A 17,122-nucleotide genomic window follows, 5' to 3' on the forward strand; every position below is an offset into this window, starting at 1 on the left:
TATCCTCGCCAGGTGGTGTCCTCCGGTTGGTGCTTCCTCGCGGCCATGATCGTCGCGTACGGCTTCGCCAACCTCCTCCAGTCGGTGGCCGCGGCGCGGACCACCGTGCACCACACCTTCGACCCCGGGCTGCTGCTCCGGCTGGCCAGCCACCGCACCTACCTGGTCGGCCTGCTGTGCCAGGTCACCGGTTTCGTGCTGGCCTTCCTGGCCCGGCGCGACCTGCCGCTCTTCCTGGTCCAGGCCAGCGTGGCGGCCGGCCTCGGGGTGACCGCCCTGCTCGGCGTGCTGGTGCTCAAGTGGCGGCTGCCGGCTGCCGAGATCGCGCTGCTCGGGCTGCTCTTCGGCGGGATCACCGCGCTGGTGCTGGCCGCCCAGCCGGCGCCGTCGCGACAACTCGGCGCCACCGGGCTGATCGGCCTGGCGGCGGCGCTCGGCGTGATCGGTGTGCTCGGTTTCTTCGCCGCCCGGCTGCACGGCGCGCCCGGCTCGGTGGCGCTCGGCTCGCTGGCCGGGATGGCGTTCTCCGCCGCGGCGGTGGCCGCCCGGCCGCTCGCCTCGGCCGACACCGCGGAGGCGTTCGTCCGCGACCCGCTGCTCTACCTGCTGATCGCCCACTCGGTGGTCGGGCAGCTGCTGCTCGGCCTGGCGATGCAGCGCGGCTCCACCACGGCGGCGGTGGCCGCGATGGACGCGGCCGGGGCGGTCCCCGCGGCGATCATCGGCCTGCTGCTGCTCAACGACCGGATCTGGCCGGGGCGGGAGTGGCTGGCCGGGATCGGCTTCCTGGCCACCCTGGTGTCGGTGGTCGGCCTGACCCGGTACGCCGAACCGCAGCACCACCACGCGGTGGCCCGCGACCGGGAGCGCCCCATGATCGGCGCCGGCGCCGTCGTCCGGCCCCGCCACTGGGCCGGCCCGGAGTCCGGCCGCTGAGTCAGGCCGCCTCCACCGGCTTGCGCCGGGCGACCACCCGTTCGTAGAGCCGCTCCAGCGCCCCGGCCGTCCGCTCCCAGGTGTAGCTGCACCGGACCCGGTCCACCGCGGCGTGCCCGTACGCGAACCGCCCGGCGTTGTCGGCCAGCAGCCGGCGCAGGGTGACCCCGAGGGCCCGCACGTCGCCGGGCGGGACCAGCCGCCCGGTCACCTCGTCGACCACCGCGTCGGCGATGCCGCCCATCGCGTAGCCGACCACCGGCACGCCGCAGGCCATCGCCTCCAGCGACACCCGCCCGGCCGACGAGTAGTGCGGGGTGCAGGCGACCACGTCGGCGGAGCGGTACCAGGTGGCCATCTGGTCATGCGGGACCGTGCCCACCAGCTTCACCTGCTCGGCCACCCCGGTCTGCTCGGCCAGCTCGCGCAGCCGGCGCGCCTCCGCGTGGTCGGCGAGCCGCTCGGCGGGCGGGCCGCCGGCGATCACCAGCTCGGCGTCGCCGACCAGTCGCATCGCTCGGACCAGGTCCTCGTGGCCGTGGGCCGGGGAGAGCCCGCCGACGGAGAGGATCCGGGAGCGCTGGTCCCGGGGCGCCGCCTCGCCGTCCGGGTGGAACTGCGCGGTGTCCACCCCGGTCGGCACCATCGCCACGGAGGTGCGCTGCAGCCCCATCCGGGTCAGCTCGTCGACCTCGTCGTTGCACTGGGCGACCGCGATGTCCACCGCCCGGGTCAGCGCCCGTTCCAGCGGGATCCGCTCCCCCGGCCCGTCGTACCGCTGGCCGAGGTGGCGCAGTTGCTCGACGCCGAGCGAGTGGAAGGTCTGCACGACCGGGATGTCGGTCTCCCGTACGGCGTTGGCGGCGGCCAGGCCGCCGACCCAGTAGTGCCCGTGCACCACCTCGGGCGTCCAGTCATCCGACCACCGCTGCGCCAGCCAGCGACCGAACTCCGCCACGTGCGGCACCAGCTCGACGGTGGGCAACGAGGTGGGCGGACCGACCGGCACCCGCTCCAGCCGGTAGCCGTCCAGCTCGACCCGCTCCGGCTGCCCCGGCTCGTCGCGGCGCTCGTAGACCCGGACGTCGTGACCCCGTGCGGCGAGTTCGGCCGCCACCCGCGCGATGTGCTGGTGGGTGCCGACGGTGGGACCGTCGACGGACGGGCCGGCGTGCGCGCACACAAGGCCGACGCGCATGGTGCACCTCCATGCGTTCTATCGAGCGGTGGTCCTCCGGTCAGAGGGTCCCATTAACCCGGCCCTGCTGCGCCGAAACCTGGCAGATCGGGATCGGACCGACGCACCCGGCGCGAGGGTGGCCAGCGGGACGTTCCGCCGGCTTCGCGACTCCTGCCCGGAACCGCCCCGGCGCACCCGTGATCCGGGCTGTCCTGGCCGCATGATCGCCCCCGACCGGGGGTACCGGCGGAGCATGCCGCTCACCCGCGACCTCGGCGACGCCACGGTGGTGATCACCGGCGCGTCCAGCGGCATCGGCGCGGCCACCGCGTACGAGCTGGCCCGGCGGGGCGCCGACGTGGTGCTGGCGGCCCGGACCGAGGAGGCGCTGCGCCAGGTCGCCGAGCGCTGCCGGAGACTGGGTGCGCAGGCGCTGGTCGTACCCACCGACGTGACCGACCCGGTGGCCGTGGAGCGGCTCGCGGCGCGGGCGGCCGCGGAGTTCGGCCGGATCGACGCCTGGATCAACAACGCCGCGGTGAGCGCGGTGGGGCTCTTCGACGAGATCCCGGTGGAGGAGTTCCGCCGGGTGGTGGCGGTGAACCTGCTCGGCACGGTGTACGGGACGAAGGCGGCGCTGCCCTGGCTCGAGGCGGCCGGCGGCGGGGTCCTGGTCAACAACGCGTCCGTGCTGGCCGAGGTGGCGATGCCCTACCAGTCCGCGTACAACGCGACGAAGCACGGCATCCGCGGGCTGGCCGACACGATCCGGCAGGAGCTGCGGGTCACCGGCCGGGGCAACATCTCCATCTGCACGGTGCTGCCGGCCAGCATCGACACCCCGTTCTTCCGGCACGCCGCCAACCACAGCCGGCACGAGCTGACCCCGCCCCCACCGGTCTACCCGCCGGAGGTGGTGGCCGAGACGATCGTGCGCCTACTGCGCCGACCCCGCCGTGAGGCGTTCGCCGGGGGCGCGGCCCGGCTGTTCGGGCTGCAGTGGCGGCTCGCGCCGGCGCTGGCCGAGCGGGTGCTCGGCTGGTACACCGCCCGCACCCAGTTCGGCCCGGGCGTACGCCTGCCCAGCACCGGCAACGTGTTCACGCCGGACGCGGCGGCCGAGCGGACCGGCGGTTGGCACGGCCGGCGACGCCAGCTGGTCCGGATCACGGCGGCGTTCGGGCTGGCCGCGGCGGGCACCGCCGTGGGCACCCTGGCCGCCCTGACCCGGCGCGCACGGGCGGAACGCTGATGAAGCGCACCGACCGGCCGGATGCGGGGGTCGGGCCGGGCATGCACAATGGGACGATCATGCCGACGGATGTGCGCTGCCTGGTGGAGACGGATGAATCCTCCGCGATCGTCAGGCTGACCGGCGTGCTCGACCTGGCCGGCGTCGACACCGTCCGGGAGGCGCTGCTCGCCCGGCTCTGGCAGCGGCCGGGCCCGGTGATCGTCGACCTGTCCGGGGTCGTGATCGCCGAGCCGGGGGCCCGCGCCGCCGTCGACGACGTGTACCGCACGGTGGCCGACTGGCCGGCCGCCGGCGTGCTGGTGCTCGACCCGACGGGCCGCGGCGGTGACGCCGCCCCGGTCTACCCGTCCCTGGACGAAGCGCAGGCCGCGTTGGCCGACGCGCCGCTCGCGGCCGTGCTGACCGCGGACCTGTCCCCGGTGGTGGGGTCGGCCCGCGAGGTCCGCGCGCTGGTCACCGACGGCTGCGCGCGGTGGGGGGTGCCGGAGCTGGCCGAGCCGGGCTGCATCGCGGTCACCGAGATGGTGAACAACGTGGTCGCGCACGCCGGGACGCCGATGACCGTCCGGGTGGCCCCGCGGGACAGCGCCCTGCACCTGGCGGTCGGCGACCACTCGGCGCGGCGACCCGCGTACGCCGGGCTGGCCCCGCTCACCTCGACCGGTGGCCGCGGGCTGCTGCTCATCGACACGCTCGCCCGGCGGTGGGGCACCACCCCGCTGCCGGACGGCAAGGTCGTCTGGTGCGTCCTGCACGCCGAGGACGAGGCCGCCTTCCGCGGCTGACCGACGATCGGGCCCGGCATCCTGGCCGGGTCGCCCCGTTTCCGCCCGTTCCTCCCGATCCACGCCGCCGGACCCGGTTAATGCGGTCAGCTCGGTGGGTAGTGACCGGTCATGCGCGACGACGACTACCCCACCCCCGTGTCCGACCCGGAGGCGGAGGGCCTGCCCGACACCGCCGACGACGACTCCACGGCCAAGGACGACGTGCTGACCGGGCGGGAGGCGGACGGTCCCGAGCCGGCCCAGCTCCCGGGTGACCGCGACCCGGTGGCGGTGGACCGGTTCGGGACCACCGCCGAGGAGCAGCTCGACGGCGAGTCGCTGGACTACAAGCTCGAGCGCGAGGTGTACGAGCGGCCCGCCGACGATCCGCTCGCCGGCCCGGTCGACCCGGACATCGCCGCGGAGGCGGACAGCGACGAGGCCGCCGCGCAGGCCCAGTTCGACGCCGACGTGATGGACCCGGGCCCCACCTCCGACCCGCACTCGCCGGTCTCGCTCTACGACCACGGCCAGCTCGGTGCCGTCGCCGACCATCAGGTGGGCCGGCTGGTCGAACCGGACCAGGGCGCGCACACCGACCAGGAGACGGACAACATCGGCTACGACGCGGGCGCGGCCGGTGGTGGGGCGACCGCCGAGGAGCTGGCCGTGCACGAGACCCGCCCGCCGGAGGCGACCCCGTGACTCAGTCGTCCAGGCCCTGCTCGATGGCGTAGCGGGTCAGCTCGACCCGGTTGTGCAGCTGGAGCTTGCCGAGCGTGTTCTGCACGTGGTTCTGCACCGTCCGGTGCGAGAGCCCGAGCCGCTCGGCGATCTGCTTGTACGACAGGCCCTTGGCCACCAGCCGCAGCACCTCGGTCTCCCGTTCGGTGAGCCGGGGTGCCGGGTCGTGCGGGGCGACCGGCCCGCTGGCCAGCCGCCGGTACTCCCCCAGCACCAGCCCGGCCAGTCCGGGCGTGAAGACCGGCTCTCCGGCGGCCGTGCGGCGGACCGCGTCCAGGAACTCGGCCGGCGCCGCCGACTTGACCAGGTAACCGGTAGCCCCGGCCTTGACCGCGTCCAGCACGCTCTGCGGCTCGCCGCTGGCCGACAGCATCAGCACCCGCACGTCTGGCAGCGCGGCGCGCAGCCCGCGGATCACCTCGACGCCGGAGACGTCGGGCAGTTGCAGGTCGAGCACCACCACGTCGGGGCGGACCGCCGCGGCCACCCGGACCGCCTGCCGCCCCTCCCCGCTGGTCGCCACCACCAGGTGCCCGGCCTCGGTGAGGTCGCGGGCCACCCCCTCCCGCCACATCGGGTGGTCGTCCACCACCATGACCCGTACGCCGGTGCTCATCGGGCGCTCCTCGGCACGCTCAGCTCGATCTCCGTGCCGGCCCCGGGGGCGGACACGATGCGCGCTTCGCCGCCCAGGTCGGCCACCCGGCCCCGGATGGACTGCGCCACCCCGAGCCGGCCCTGCGCCGCCGCCTCGGCGAGCCGCCCCGCCGGGATCCCCGGCCCCTCGTCACGTACCGAGACGGTCACCGTCTCCCCCTCGTCCTCGATCAGCACCCAGGCCGGCCCGCCGGCGTGCCGGGCCACGTTGTCCAGCGCCGCCCCGACCGCGGCGGCCAGTTCGGCGGCCACCCGGGCGGGCAGCGGCACCGGGGTGGCCGGCGCGGCGACCTCGACCGTCGCCGAGGCGTACCGGTCGAGCAGGTCGCGCAGGTCCCGGGTGTCCCCCTCGTCGGCCGGCGCGGCGCCGGCGCGGCCGATCAGGGCGCGCAGGGCGGCCTCCTGCTCGCCGGCCAGCCGGGCCAACTCGCCCGCCTCGCCGCCCAGGTGGGCACCGCGCCGCTGCACCAGCGCCAGCACCTGGAGCACCGAGTCGTGGATGTGCCGGGCCAGCCGCTCCCGCTCCCGGGTCGCGGCCTCCAGTTCGACCGCCCGTTGCAGCCGCTCCTCGGCGGTGACGGCGAGCCGCGCCACGTGCCCGACCACCGCCCCGGCGAGCAGCAACAGGATCACCCCGGTCAGCGAGGACTGGCTGATCCGCGTCCGGGTGGCCAGGTCGACCCCGCCGAGCGCCAGCGCGGCGATCGCGCCGCGCCGCCGGCCGCCGGAGACCGCCCAGGCCAGGACCGGCCCGGCCAGCCAGGCGACGGTCAGGGTGGGCACGCCGGCGGCGAGCGCCGCGCGGCCCACCACCCACGGGGTGGCCAGCATGATCGCCAGCACCACACCGAGGTCGGCCAGGAGCAGCGGCCAGCGCCGCCCGGCCGGGCGCGCGTAGCCGGCCGCGGTCACCCCGGTCCAGGCCAGCATCCCGAGGAGTACGCCGCCCGCGGCGAGCGGGTGGGCGTACCGGTGGGCGTCGCGGAGCACCAGCAACCCGACGTACGCCAGCGAGGCGAACCGGAACACCGCGATGGACCGCCAGAGCGGGACCTCCAGGCCCCCCGGGGACGACGGCATGCGCGACACCATGCCACAGCCCGGCGCGAGCGGGGTGGCGGGTGCGACCCGGGAAACCCTGACGTACGGTGGAAATGCCGCGAAAATCGCCGAGATCGACCGCCGGGACGGGGCCATGACGAATGCAGAATTCCCCGCACCGCGTACGGTTGTGCCCATCGAACCCACCCTCCTCATCGCCGAGGCCTTCGATCAGGCCCAGGTGACCGAGCTACGGCACTCGGTCACCTCCTGCGTGCACGGCGCCGGGCTGAGCGGCCAGCGGCGGGACGACTTCGTGCTGGCGATCAACGAGCTGATCACCAACGCCGTGCGGCACGGCGGCGGCCAGGGCTGGCTGCGGCTGTGGTGCCAGGCCGGGGAGCTGGTCTGCGAGGTGGCCGACCACGGCCAAGGCATCAGCGCCCAGCGGCTCGGCGACCGGAACCGGCCCGCCCCGGACATCGCCGGCGGGTGGGGTCTGTGGCTGGCCCGGGAGCTGAGCGACACGATGGCGGTCCAGACCGGCCAGGCGGGCACGATCGTCCGGATCACCACGGCCGTCGGCTGAGCCCGCTCGACGCGGACGGCCGGTGAGGGCGGACGGCCGGTGAGGAACGTGCGGCCGGCCTCGGCTGCCGGCACCCGGACGCAGCGGTCAGGTGAACAGGGCGCTCACCGACTCGCCGTTGTGGATCCGCCGCATCGCCTCGGCCAGGGCGGGCGCCACCGAGAGCACCTCCAGCTTCGGCACCCGCTTCTCCGCCGGGATCGGCACGGTGTTGGTGCAGACGATCTCCAGCACCCCGTCCTGCTCGCTCAACCGCTCCAGCGCCCCGCTGGAGAAGAGCCCGTGCGTACAGGCCAGCCGGATCGAGCGGGCCTTCCGCTCGCGCAGGTGGGCCATCAGCTCGATCACCGTGCTGCCCTTGGCGATCTCGTCGTCCAGCACGATGACGTCCCGGTCCGCCACGTCGCCGATCACCGTACTGATCTTGACCCGGTCGTCGCTGAACCGCTGCTTCGCCCCGGCCGCCACCGGGGTGCCGAGCATCCGGGCGAACGCCGCCGCCTCCTTGGCGTTGCCCAGGTCGGGCGAGACCACCACGGCGTTGCTCAGGTCACGGCCCCGGAAGTGGGCGGCCAGCTCGCGCAGCGCGTGCAGGTGGTCCACCGGGACGCTGAAGAAGCCGTGCACCTGCGGCGAGTGCAGGGTCATCGCCAGCACCCGGTCCGCGCCGGCCGAGGTGAGCAGGTCGGCCACCAGCCGGCCGCCGATGGAGATGCGCGGCGCGTCCTTCTTGTCCGACCGGGCGTACGCGTAGTGCGGCAGCACGACGGTGATCCGGCCGGCCGACGCGCCCCGGGCCGCGTCGATCATGAGCAGCAGCTCGACCAGGTGCTCCTGCACCGGCGGCACCAGCGGCTGGATCAGGAAGACGTCCCGCTCGCGGCAGTTCGCCTGCAGCTGCACCTCGAGGCAGTCGTTGGCGAACCGGGACACCCGCACCGGATGCAGCGGGACGCCCAGGTGGGCACAGATCTCGGCGGCGAGGTCGGGGTGGGCGGTCCCGCCGAACACGGCAATGTCACGCACGACTGCCGATCGTACGGGGCCGGCGTCGGGCAGGGCGGGGCCGCATCGTCGACGGGCCGTAGGGCTGGCGAGTCGGTGCCCGGGTCAGCTCCAGGTGTTGCCGGTGAGCCGCTCGTACACCTCGACGTAGCGGGCCCGGGTCGCCTCGACCACCTCGGCCGGCACCTCCGGCGCCGGGGGCTGCCGGTCCCAGCCGCTCTCGGTGGCCCAGTCCCGCACGTACTGCTTGTCGTAGGAGAACTGGGCACGGCCCGGCTGGTACGACTCCGCCGGCCAGAACCGGGACGAGTCGGAGGTGAGCACCTCGTCGGCGAGGAGCAGGCTGCCGTCCGGCGCCCAGCCCAGCTCGATCTTGGTGTCCGCGATCAGCACGCCGTGTTCGGCGGCGATCTCCGCGCCGCGCCGGTAGACGTCGATGGTGATCTGCCGCAGCCGCTCGGCGGTCTCCGCGCCGACCTTGTCGACGACCTGCGCGTAGGTGATCGGTTCGTCGTGCTCGCCCTTCGGGGCCTTGGTCGACGGGGTGAAGATCGGCTCGGGCAGGATGGACGCCTCCACCAGCCCCCGCGGCAGCTCCACGCCGGAGACCGCCCCCGTGCGCTGGTACTCCGCGAAGCCGCCGCCGGTGAGGTAGCCGCGGGCCACGCACTCGACCGGGACCATGTCCAGCCGGCGGCAGCGGATCGCCCGGCCGGCGAACTCCTCGGGCACGTCGGTGGCGGAGATCACGTGGTTCGGCACCAGGTCGGCGAGCTGCTCGAACCACCACAGCGACAGTGCGGTGAGCAACCGACCCTTGTCCGGGATCGGGGTCGGCAGCGGCACGTCGTAGATGGAGATGCGGTCGGAGGCGACCAGGATCAGCTCGTCGCCGTCGGCGTAGACGTCCCGGACCTTGCCCGAGTGCAGAAGTTCCACGGCGCCTAGTACACCACGCGCCGCCTCGCCGCCCGGCGCGGCCACCGATCATCGCACCGGCATCCGTCGATACGGCGTACGACGCCGCCGTTGACACCCTCGCCCGGGCCCTGTGTAAATGATCCGTCCGCAGCAGCCGCCCGTGCCCCAGGGAGAACCCGTGCGCGCTCCGCAGTCCGTACCCCGCCCCGGCGTCGACCGGCGGCGGCTCCTCGGCGCGCTGGCGGGGGTGCCGCTGCTGGCTGGCGGGCTGGCCGGCTGCGGCCCGGAGCAGGAGAGCCCGGTCGACGAGGGGCCCGTCGAGCTGTCGGTGTTCTGGTGGGGCGGGAAGGCGCGGGCCGAGGCCACCGAACGGGCGCTGCGGCTCTACTCGACGCGGCACCCGAAGGTGCAGTTCCGGGTCACCTCGCAGGGCCTCACCGGCTACTACGACCGGCTGGCCACCCAGGCCACCGGGGGCAACGTGCCCGACCTGTTCCAGATCGACGACACCGTGCTCACCGAGTACGCCCGGCGGGACATCGTCCTCGATCTCAGCGGGTACGTCGCGGACCACCGCCTCGACCTGCGCGGCCTGCCGGAGAACCTGGCCCGGTACGGGCAGGTGGACGGCCGGACCGTCGCCGTCCCCGCCGCGCAGACCTACGCCGCGCTGGTCTACAACCGCGACGTGCTGCGCCGCCTGGGGCTGCCCGAGCCGCGCCTCGGCATGCCGTGGCCGGAGTACGTGCAGTGGGCCGCCCGGCTCACCCGCGCCTCGGGTAACCGGGTGGCCGGCACCACCGATCCCTCCGGCGACTACCGGGCCCTCTGGCTCTGGCTGCGCGGCCAGGGCGGCGAGTTCTACCGGGGCCGGCAGCTCGGCTTCGGCTCCGGCGACCTGCTGCGCTGGTTCGAGTTCTGGGAGGTGGCCCGCAACTCCCGCGCCACCCCCGGCATCGCGCTGACGGAGCTGGCGGACACCGGCGACCTGGACCGCCAGCTCGTGGTGACCGGGCAGGCGGCCACCTCCTTCGCCTGGGCCCATGAGCTACCGGAACTGCAGAGCCGCACCCGCGACGAGTTGGGCCTCACCAGCTTCCCCGGCAGCCCGGCCGCGCAGTGGCCCCGGGCGTCGATGTACTGGGCCGCGTTCCGGGGCACCCGTCATCCCGAGGTGGTGATCGACGTGATCAACTTCCTGGCCACCGACACGGAGGCCGGCCGCATCCTCGGCACCGAACGCGGGTTGAACGCCAGCGTCCCGGTCCGGCAGTCGGTGGTGGCGGGCCTGACCGACCCGACCGCGAAGCAGTTGGTGGCCCTCGGCGTCGACCTGGACAGCGTCACCGGACCGGCGCCGGCGCCGCCACCCCGGGGCCACGCGCGGGTGCGTACCCTGCTCGTCGCCGCCGCCGAGAGCATCCGGGCGAAGCGGTCCGGGGCCCGGGCGGCGACCTCCCGGTTCATGGCGCAGGCGAACGCGGCCCTGGCCGAGTGACGGGCCCGGCCCGGGAGCGCGGGCCCGGCACGCGGACGACGGCACGGACGACGGTCAGCGCGGCGGGCGATTCCGCCGGCCGCGGGTCAGCAGCAGCACCAGCAGCACGATTCCGCCGACCACCACGAGGCAGCAGAGCAGCCCGAGAAAGCCGAACCCCCCGCCCCGGGACCGCCGCCGGGCCGCCTCCACCACCAGTTCGCCGGTACCTGTGGACGCCCAGGCCGCGACCGGCACGAACACGGAGAGGACGACCGCACCGAGGACCGCGCCGAGCCGGCCCCACCACCTGTTCCAAGCAGACATGCCCCCCATCCTCGCCGAGCGGTGCAACCCGGGCAGGACGCAGGGCCGGGCGGAACGGAAGAGCCCGGAGAACGGCGAAAGGCCCCGGAGCGGACTCCGGGGCCTTTCGTGACGAGTAGCGGGGACAGGATTTGAACCTGCGACCTCTGGGTTATGAGCCCAGCGAGCTACCGAGCTGCTCCACCCCGCGTCGGCTTGTACAGCTTATCGCATTCCCGCCGGGGAGATCAGCCGGCCCCCCGATCACGGCGCGTCGACCGCCGGCGGCACAACGAGAACGGCCCCGAGGGATTCCTCGGGGCCGTTCCGGCGTGGTAGCGGGGACAGGATTTGAACCTGCGACCTCTGGGTTATGAGCCCAGCGAGCTACCGAGCTGCTCCACCCCGCGTCGGTTCGTCAACCGTAGCGCACCGACCCCACGGGGCGCAAAACGGCCGTCAGCCCAGCCACCTTCGGACCGCCTCGGTCGCCCGGCGGCTGTCCGCCTCGAACTGCGACCGATCCGTCGACGTGCCCTCCCAGCCCTGCTCCCAGAGCACGGTCACCACGTCGCCGATCCGGACCGCCCGGATCAGGTGCACCTCGTCGCCGCCGGTCGGCGCGCCGTTGACGTCCCGGTACGGCGTACGGGTCTCGAACAGCACCGACTCGTCGCCGTACCGGGCACCGTCGAGCAACCGCTGGGTGACGGTCGCGCCCGGCGCGTCCGCGAGCGGCTGCTCGGGGCAGCCCCGGACCGCCTGGCGCAGCTCGCGCAGCGCGTCGTCGGCCCGGCCGGCCCGGTAGACCGTGACGCTCTGCCGGTAGCTGCCGTCCGGCACGGCATCCGCTGCCGCGCCCGCGAGCTTGACCGCCAGCGTCCGCGCCCGGCGCGTCACGACCTGCGCCTCGCCGGGCGTGGCGCCGCACAGGGCCGGCAGCACCGGTCCGGGGACGAACTGGCTGCCCGTGCCCGCGTCGTTGGCGGCGGGCAGGACGAAGAAGGCCCGGTCCGGGATGCTGGTCGGGGTGGTGGCCGGGGGGCGGGCGCTGGTCCGGGGAGCCGCGGGCGTGCGGGACGGGGTGGAGGCGCTCCGGCTCGGCGACGGCGTGCCGGAGGCGGGCGGGGTCGACGCCCCGGCCGTGGGCGTGGCGGCGGGTGGCCCGGGTGGGACGTCCGGCCCGGCGGCGAGCACGAGCCGGGCGCCGACGGCCGTGCCGGCGACCAGCACGGCGGCGGTCAGCGCGCCCAGCGTGGCCCGGTTCCGCGCCCGGCGGTCGGCCCGCCGGCGCACCTGGTCCGGATCCGGCAGCGCCCGCGGGTCGGTGTCGGCCGCCAGCGCCCGGTAGAGGCGGGTCAGTTCACGCGACATCGTCGACCTCCAGCTCCTCGGTGGCCAGGCCGGGCAGCAGCTCGGCGAGGCGGGTACGACCCCGGGACAGCCAGGACTTCACGGTGCCGGTGGGGACCCCCGCCTCCCGGGCGATCTCCGCCACCGGCATGTCGAACAGGTAGTGCAGCGCGAGGGCCTGCCGATAGCGGACCGGCAGTTGCCGGAGCGCGCCGACGAGCAGCACGCTGTCCTCCCCGGGAGGCCCGACGTCGTCCGGTGGGCCGGTCCGGCTGACCGCCAGCCGCCAGCCGCGCAACCGCCGCCACCGGTCGGTGGCCAGCCGGCTGATCACCAACCGCAGCCAGGCTTCGGGGGCCCGATGGGCGGTCAGCGTCCCCCACTGGCGCCAGGCCCGGGCGTACGCCTCCTGGACGAGATCCTGGGCCTCGCCGGGGTCCTCGGCCACCGCGTAGCCGTACCGCAGCGCCCGCGCCGACGTGCTCCGGTAGAAGTCGTCAAAACTGTTCGTGTCCCTCATCTGGAGATCCCGCCTCCCCTCGGTCCACCTGCACTGATGACGGGCGAGCCGGGTGTCGGGTTGCGGGCGTTCCGTCCGGTATACGACAGAGCCCGTGCCCGGAGACCACTACGGGTCTCCGGGCACGGGCTCGATGTGGTCGGGCCGGCGTCAGCCGTTCGGTGTCGGCGAGGACGAGGGCGGGGCCGGCGGCGACGCGGACGGGCTGCCGCTGGGCGACGGGGCGGTCGACGCGTTGGCCGCCACCTGCGCCTCCTGGAACGCGGTCATCGCCTCGTCCAGCGCCTTCAGGGCCCGCCCGTAGCGCTCGAAGTCACCGGAGGTCTGGGCGGCCTTGACCTCGGCGATCGCGCTCTGCACCTTGCCGGCGGCCTCGGCGAGCGCACCGGTGAGCACCGGCGGGCTGGTGCCGCCCGTCGTCGGCGGGGCGCCACCGGTGCTGGGCGGGGTGCCCCCGGGCGCGCGCTTGCCCTGCTCGACGAGCTGCTTGATGCCGTCGGTGAGGTTGTTGGCCAGCACCGCGTACGAGCCGTCACCGTACGACACCAGCACCCGCTGCATCAGCGTCAACGCGTCCTGCTGATTGCTCTTCACGTAGACCGGCTCGACGTAGAGCATGCCGTCGCCGAACGGCAGCGAGAGCAGGTTGCCGTACTGCACCTGCGCCTGGTTGGACGAGAGCAGGTTGAGCTGCTGCCGGATGTCGCCGACGTTGGTCATCTGCTGGTGCACCTGGACCGGGCCCGCGGTACGGGTCTGGTCCGGCAGGTCCAGCACCTCCAGCCTCGGCTGGCCGTCGATGTACGACCCGGAGATCAACGCGGCCAGGTTCTGCCGGCCGTTCGGGGTGACCGCCGAGGTGAGCTGGAAGCGCGGCGCCTGCTGCCCCGGGAGCTGGGTGAAGAGGTAGTAGGGCGGCTGCTTCTGCCCGCTGTCCGGCGCGTCCGGCACGTTCGGCACCTGCCAGAAGTCCTGGCCGGAGTAGAAGTCGCCCGGGTCGGTGACGTGGAACCGGGTGAGCAGGTTCCGCTGCACCTTGAACAGGTCCGCCGGGTAGCGGAAGTGCTCGGCCAGCTCCGCCGGGATGTCGCCCTTCGGCAGCAGCAGGTCGCCGCCGAACGCCTTGTTCCACGCCTTGAGCACCGGGTCGGTGTCGTCGAACGCGTAGAGCTTGACCGTGCCGTCGTACGCGTCGACGGTGGCCTTGACCGAGTTGCGGATGTAGTTGACGTTCTCCCGGGCGAGCTGGAAGGTGCCCCGGCCGGTCAGCTCGTCGGCCGTCTCGGCCTGCAGGTTGACCCGATCGGCGTACGGGTAGGTCGCCGCCGTGGTGTAGCCGTCCACGATCCACAGGATCCGGCCGTTCACCACCGCCGGGTACGGGTCGCCGTCCAGGGTGAGGAACGGTGCGACCTTCTCCACCCGGTCCCGCGGGTTGCGGACGTAGAGCAGCTTGGAGTCCTTGTTCACCGCCTCGGAGAGGAGGAAGTTCGACTCCTGCTCCTTGATCGCGTAGAGCAGCCGGCGGGTGAACGAACCGATCTTGACGCCGCCCTCGCCGGTGTACGTGTAGTACTGCTCGCCCCCGGTCGAGGTCGGTCGGTCGAACTCGACGTTGCGGTCCCCGGTCTGTCCGACGATGGCGTAGTCGTCGGCCTTGATCCGCTCGCCGTAGTAGATCCGCGGCTGCTGGGCGGGGATCTCCTCGGTGGGGGACGCGCAGCCCTGCGCCTCCTTGTCCGCCTCGCCGAGGAAGCCGGAGACGAAGTACGGCATGCCGTTGCCGCAGATCTGGTTGGCGGGCGCCGCCACCAGCCCGTAACCGTGGGTGTAGACGGTGTGCCGGTTGATCCAGTTGCTCTGCTGCGGGGTCAGCTCGTCGTAGTTGATCTCGCGGACGCCGACCACGTAGTCAGAGGTCTTGCCGTCCACGGCGTACCGGTCGATGTCCAGCTTCGGGCCGAAGTCGTAGAAGCCGCGCACCTGCTGGAGCTGGGTGTAGGTCTCGGAGACCAGTTGCGGGTCGAGCAGCCGGGCGTTTCCCACCACCGAGGTGTCGGTGGCCAGGCTGGGCGGCGGGGTGAGGTTGCTCGCGGCGTACGGGGTGGTCTTGGTCCCGGCCAGCCCGAACGCGGCCCGGGTCGCCTCGATGCTGCGCTGGATGTACGGCGCCTCCTTGTCCCGGGCGCTCGGCTTCACCTCGAAGGTCTGCACCGCCCAGGGGTAGATGCCGCCGATCGCCACCGCCGACACGCCGAGCAGGGCGAGCGAGATGCCGGGCCAGACCAGGTTCCGCATCACCGCGTTGGAGAACACGATGATCGCGATGGCCACCACGATCGAGATGTAGGCCAGGATCTCCTTGGCCGGAAGCAGCGCGTTCACGTCGGCGTAGCCGGCGCCGTAGAGCTTGGCGCCCTCGTTGTACTCCAGCAGCATCGCCCGCCGGTCGAGGACGTAGGCGACCGCCTTGAGCAGGATGAAGACCGCGACCAGCGTGCTCAGGTGGGCGCGGGCGCCGCTGGTCATCCGGTCGCCGATGCCCTGCAGCCGCACCCCGCCGAAGACGTAGTGCATGGCCAGCGCGCCGAGCAGGGCGAGCACCACCGCGGTGAAGCCGACGCCGAGCAGGTAGCGCCAGAACGGCAACTGGAAGACGTAGAAGCCGACGTCGACGCCGAACTCCGGGTCCTTGACGCCGAAACTCCCGCCGTTGCGGAACAGCAGCCACTGGCTCCACCGGCTCTGCGCCGACAGCCCGGCGAAGAGCCCGATGACGGCGGCGACCAGGGCGATCCAGGTGCCGAGCCGGGGGGTCAGCAGCATCCGGTACCGCTCCAGGGTGGCCTGCTCGGCGGAGTGCGGGCGCAACTGCGGCCGCAGCCGGTACGCCAGCCAGAGGTTGCCGGCGACGATCACCGCCATGCCGAACCCGATCACCAGGAAGAGCAGCAGCCGGGTGGCGAGCACCCCGGTGAAGATCTGGGTGTAGCGGACCTCCTCGAACCAGAGCCAGTCCGTCCAGGCGTTGACTCCCCACCCGAGCAGGGTGAAGAGGACGAACACCCCGATCAGGACCCCGATGGTGACGCGTCCGCGCCGGCTCATTCTCGGCAGGGGACTGCTACGCATGACCACTGTTGGCTCCGCACGCTCGATGTGATCGGCTCCGACCAGGCACCCAGAGTACGGGGTGTTCCTGAACACGTCGGGTCAAGGTCACGTCACGATCCTCGCGCGGGGGCCACCGGGCCGGCTCAGCAGCGGGTCGGCTGCCCTCCGGCGCGCAGCGTCTCCAACGCCTTCAGCGCGTCGTCCAGCGAGGCCACCTTGAGCAGCGGCAGGTCGGGCTGCGGGTTGCGCACCGCCTCGGCGCAGTTGTCGGCGGGCACCAGGAAGACCTTCGCGCCGGCCTCCTTGGCGCCGACCAGCTTCTGCGCGATGCCGCCGATCGGGCCGACCCGGCCCTCGTCGTCGATGGTGCCGGTGCCCGCGATGATCTTTCCGCCGGTCAGGTCGGCCGGCTCCAGCTTGTCCACGATGCCCAGGGCGAACATCAGCCCGGCGCTCGGCCCGCCGATGTCCCCGAGGTCGATCTTGAGGGTGAACGGGTGCGGCTGCTGCTGGTCGATCTCGACGCCGATCCGCGGCCGGCCGTCCTGCTCCCGGCTGGTCACCGTGGCGGTGGCGGCCACCCCGTCGCGGAGGTACCCGATCTTCCGCGCGGTGCCGGCCGGCTTGGCCCGGATCAGCTCGGTGAGCCTGGCCGCGCTGGTGACCTGCTGGTCGTCGACCGAGGTGAGCACGTCGCCGGGCCGGAACACGCCGACCGACGGCCCACCCGCGGTCACCGCCTTCACCAGCACCTGGATCGGGTAGCCCAGCTCGCGCAGGGCCGCCGTCTCCGCGCTGGTCTGCGAGTTCTGGAAGTCCTCCGCGTTGCGCTTGTCGATCTCCTGCCGCGACTCGCCCGGCGGGTAGACCAGCTCGCGGGGCACCACCGCCTCGTCCTTGGAGAACCAGCCGGCCAGCGCCGACCGGAGCCGGACGGTGGGCTGCACCCCGACGGTGGTGAGCCGCAACTGCCCGGCGGAGGTGGACGTCGGCCGCCCGGTGACCTGGATGATCTCCTTGCCGTCCGCGCTGCCCAGAGTGTTGACGGTCGGGCCGGGACCGAGCACCACGTACGGGATGGGCACGCTCAGCACCCCGACGCTGAGCAGGGCGGTGAGCAGTGCACCGAGGAGGACGGTCACGCCGCGACGTCTCATGCGGCAGAGCGTACCGATCCGGGCGGAAGCGTCCCGCGCGACGACCGGCGGACTTCGCCCTCAGCGCAACGCCAGCGGGCTCGACCTGCGGCAAGGCACG

General features: G+C 73.7%; 15 protein-coding genes, 2 tRNA genes and 1 pseudogene. 6 read left to right on the plus strand and 12 right to left on the minus strand.

The genetic code is table 11. The features are described from left to right. Positions 1–45 precede the first annotated feature (45 nt). A pseudogene (locus tag ACY34I_RS16600) lies at positions 46–983 on the plus strand (hypothetical protein). Here ACY34I_RS16600 and ACY34I_RS16605 read toward each other — a convergent pair. Next, a complete protein-coding gene (locus ACY34I_RS16605; protein WP_462755906.1) occupies positions 938–2,134 on the minus strand; it encodes a glycosyltransferase in 1,197 nt (398 codons plus the stop codon). The pseudogene ACY34I_RS16600 and the gene ACY34I_RS16605 overlap by 46 nt on opposite strands. A gap of 202 nt (positions 2,135–2,336) precedes the next feature. Between ACY34I_RS16605 and ACY34I_RS16610 the strand changes: the two genes are divergently transcribed. The 3 genes from ACY34I_RS16610 (at position 2,337) to ACY34I_RS16620 (ending at position 4,843) form a co-directional block, all read left to right on the plus strand. Then, positions 2,337–3,368: an SDR family oxidoreductase gene (locus ACY34I_RS16610; RefSeq protein ID WP_462755907.1), complete on the plus strand. Its 1,032-nt coding sequence runs from the start codon at positions 2,337–2,339 to the stop codon at positions 3,366–3,368. Then, positions 3,368–4,156: an ATP-binding protein gene (locus ACY34I_RS16615; RefSeq protein WP_462755908.1), complete on the plus strand. Its 789-nt coding sequence runs from the start codon at positions 3,368–3,370 to the stop codon at positions 4,154–4,156. Before ACY34I_RS16610 ends, ACY34I_RS16615 begins: the two co-directional genes overlap by 1 nt. Before the next feature lie 111 nt (positions 4,157–4,267). Beyond that, positions 4,268–4,843, plus strand: a complete 576-nt coding sequence (locus ACY34I_RS16620) for a DUF5709 domain-containing protein (protein ID WP_462755909.1) — start codon at positions 4,268–4,270, stop codon at positions 4,841–4,843. A gap of 1 nt (position 4,844) precedes the next feature. Here ACY34I_RS16620 and ACY34I_RS16625 read toward each other — a convergent pair whose 3' ends face one another. Beyond that, the gene (locus ACY34I_RS16625; protein WP_462755910.1) at positions 4,845–5,498 is read right to left on the minus strand and encodes a response regulator; all 654 of its coding nucleotides are present in this window, start codon (positions 5,496–5,498) and stop codon (positions 4,845–4,847) included. After that, a complete protein-coding gene (macS, locus tag ACY34I_RS16630) occupies positions 5,495–6,619 on the minus strand; it encodes a MacS family sensor histidine kinase (RefSeq protein ID WP_462755911.1) in 1,125 nt (374 codons plus the stop codon). The genes ACY34I_RS16625 and macS overlap by 4 nt, the downstream gene beginning before the upstream one ends. Before the next feature lie 115 nt (positions 6,620–6,734). On the opposite strand from macS, the gene ACY34I_RS16635 reads away from it, so the two are divergent. Continuing rightward, positions 6,735–7,169, plus strand: coding sequence for an ATP-binding protein (locus ACY34I_RS16635; protein ID WP_462755960.1), 435 nt, complete (start codon positions 6,735–6,737; stop codon positions 7,167–7,169). An 87-nt stretch (positions 7,170–7,256) separates the two neighbouring features. Here ACY34I_RS16635 and ACY34I_RS16640 read toward each other — a convergent pair whose 3' ends face one another. Both ACY34I_RS16640 and ACY34I_RS16645 read right to left on the minus strand, forming a co-directional pair. Beyond that, the gene (locus ACY34I_RS16640) at positions 7,257–8,195 is read right to left on the minus strand and encodes a ribose-phosphate diphosphokinase (protein WP_462755912.1); all 939 of its coding nucleotides are present in this window, start codon (positions 8,193–8,195) and stop codon (positions 7,257–7,259) included. Between the two features lie 84 nt (positions 8,196–8,279). After that, positions 8,280–9,113 carry a phosphoribosylaminoimidazolesuccinocarboxamide synthase gene (locus ACY34I_RS16645; protein ID WP_148796434.1) on the minus strand — a complete coding sequence of 278 codons (834 nt, stop codon included), beginning with the start codon at positions 9,111–9,113 and terminating at the stop codon, positions 8,280–8,282. Between the two features lie 160 nt (positions 9,114–9,273). Here ACY34I_RS16645 and ACY34I_RS16650 point away from each other — a divergent pair, with 160 nt between their 5' ends. Continuing rightward, complete coding sequence (locus tag ACY34I_RS16650) at positions 9,274–10,593, plus strand: ABC transporter substrate-binding protein (protein WP_462755913.1); 1,320 nt, start codon at positions 9,274–9,276, stop codon at positions 10,591–10,593. Between the two features lie 54 nt (positions 10,594–10,647). Here ACY34I_RS16650 and ACY34I_RS16655 read toward each other — a convergent pair whose 3' ends face one another. The 7 genes from ACY34I_RS16655 to ACY34I_RS16685 form a co-directional block, all read right to left on the minus strand. After that, entirely contained in the window at positions 10,648–10,899 is a 252-nt protein-coding gene (locus ACY34I_RS16655; RefSeq protein ID WP_462755914.1) for a hypothetical protein, read from the minus strand. Positions 10,900–11,015: 116 nt separating this feature from the next. Next, a tRNA-Met gene (locus ACY34I_RS16660) sits at positions 11,016–11,089 on the minus strand. Positions 11,090–11,211: 122 nt separating this feature from the next. Next, positions 11,212–11,288: transfer RNA gene (locus ACY34I_RS16665), tRNA-Met, on the minus strand. A 49-nt stretch (positions 11,289–11,337) separates the two neighbouring features. Continuing rightward, entirely contained in the window at positions 11,338–12,252 is a 915-nt protein-coding gene (locus ACY34I_RS16670) for a hypothetical protein (protein ID WP_462755915.1), read from the minus strand. Further along, positions 12,242–12,751: an RNA polymerase sigma factor gene (locus ACY34I_RS16675; RefSeq protein WP_462755916.1), complete on the minus strand. Its 510-nt coding sequence runs from the start codon at positions 12,749–12,751 to the stop codon at positions 12,242–12,244. The genes ACY34I_RS16670 and ACY34I_RS16675 overlap by 11 nt, the downstream gene beginning before the upstream one ends. Before the next feature lie 150 nt (positions 12,752–12,901). Beyond that, positions 12,902–15,883 (minus strand): UPF0182 family membrane protein, encoded by a 2,982-nt coding sequence (locus ACY34I_RS16680; protein WP_462755917.1) that lies wholly within the window; start codon positions 15,881–15,883, stop codon positions 12,902–12,904. Positions 15,884–16,008: 125 nt separating this feature from the next. Next, the gene (locus tag ACY34I_RS16685; RefSeq protein ID WP_462755918.1) at positions 16,009–17,022 is read right to left on the minus strand and encodes a YlbL family protein; all 1,014 of its coding nucleotides are present in this window, start codon (positions 17,020–17,022) and stop codon (positions 16,009–16,011) included. Between the last annotated feature and the right edge of the window lie 100 nt (positions 17,023–17,122).

It is taken from the genome of Micromonospora sp. RTBAU3-60, from assembly GCF_054963695.1.

Excerpts from the sequence above, each read along its gene's own strand:
- macS (WP_462755911.1), bottom strand. The coding sequence starts at position 6,619 with ATGCCGTCGTCCCCGGGGGGCCTGGAGGTCCCGCTCTGGCGGTCCATC.
- ACY34I_RS16625 (WP_462755910.1), bottom strand. The coding sequence starts at position 5,498 with ATGAGCACCGGCGTACGGGTCATGGTGGTGGACGACCACCCGATGTGG.
- ACY34I_RS16655 (WP_462755914.1), bottom strand. The coding sequence starts at position 10,899 with ATGTCTGCTTGGAACAGGTGGTGGGGCCGGCTCGGCGCGGTCCTCGGT.
- ACY34I_RS16635 (WP_462755960.1), top strand. The coding sequence starts at position 6,735 with ATGACGAATGCAGAATTCCCCGCACCGCGTACGGTTGTGCCCATCGAA.
- ACY34I_RS16610 (WP_462755907.1), top strand. The coding sequence starts at position 2,337 with ATGATCGCCCCCGACCGGGGGTACCGGCGGAGCATGCCGCTCACCCGC.
- ACY34I_RS16670 (WP_462755915.1), bottom strand. The coding sequence starts at position 12,252 with ATGTCGCGTGAACTGACCCGCCTCTACCGGGCGCTGGCGGCCGACACC.
- ACY34I_RS16605 (WP_462755906.1), bottom strand. The coding sequence starts at position 2,134 with ATGCGCGTCGGCCTTGTGTGCGCGCACGCCGGCCCGTCCGTCGACGGT.
- ACY34I_RS16680 (WP_462755917.1), bottom strand. The coding sequence starts at position 15,883 with ATGCGTAGCAGTCCCCTGCCGAGAATGAGCCGGCGCGGACGCGTCACC.
- ACY34I_RS16685 (WP_462755918.1), bottom strand. The coding sequence starts at position 17,022 with ATGAGACGTCGCGGCGTGACCGTCCTCCTCGGTGCACTGCTCACCGCC.
- ACY34I_RS16675 (WP_462755916.1), bottom strand. The coding sequence starts at position 12,751 with ATGAGGGACACGAACAGTTTTGACGACTTCTACCGGAGCACGTCGGCG.
- ACY34I_RS16620 (WP_462755909.1), top strand. The coding sequence starts at position 4,268 with ATGCGCGACGACGACTACCCCACCCCCGTGTCCGACCCGGAGGCGGAG.
- ACY34I_RS16615 (WP_462755908.1), top strand. The coding sequence starts at position 3,368 with ATGAAGCGCACCGACCGGCCGGATGCGGGGGTCGGGCCGGGCATGCAC.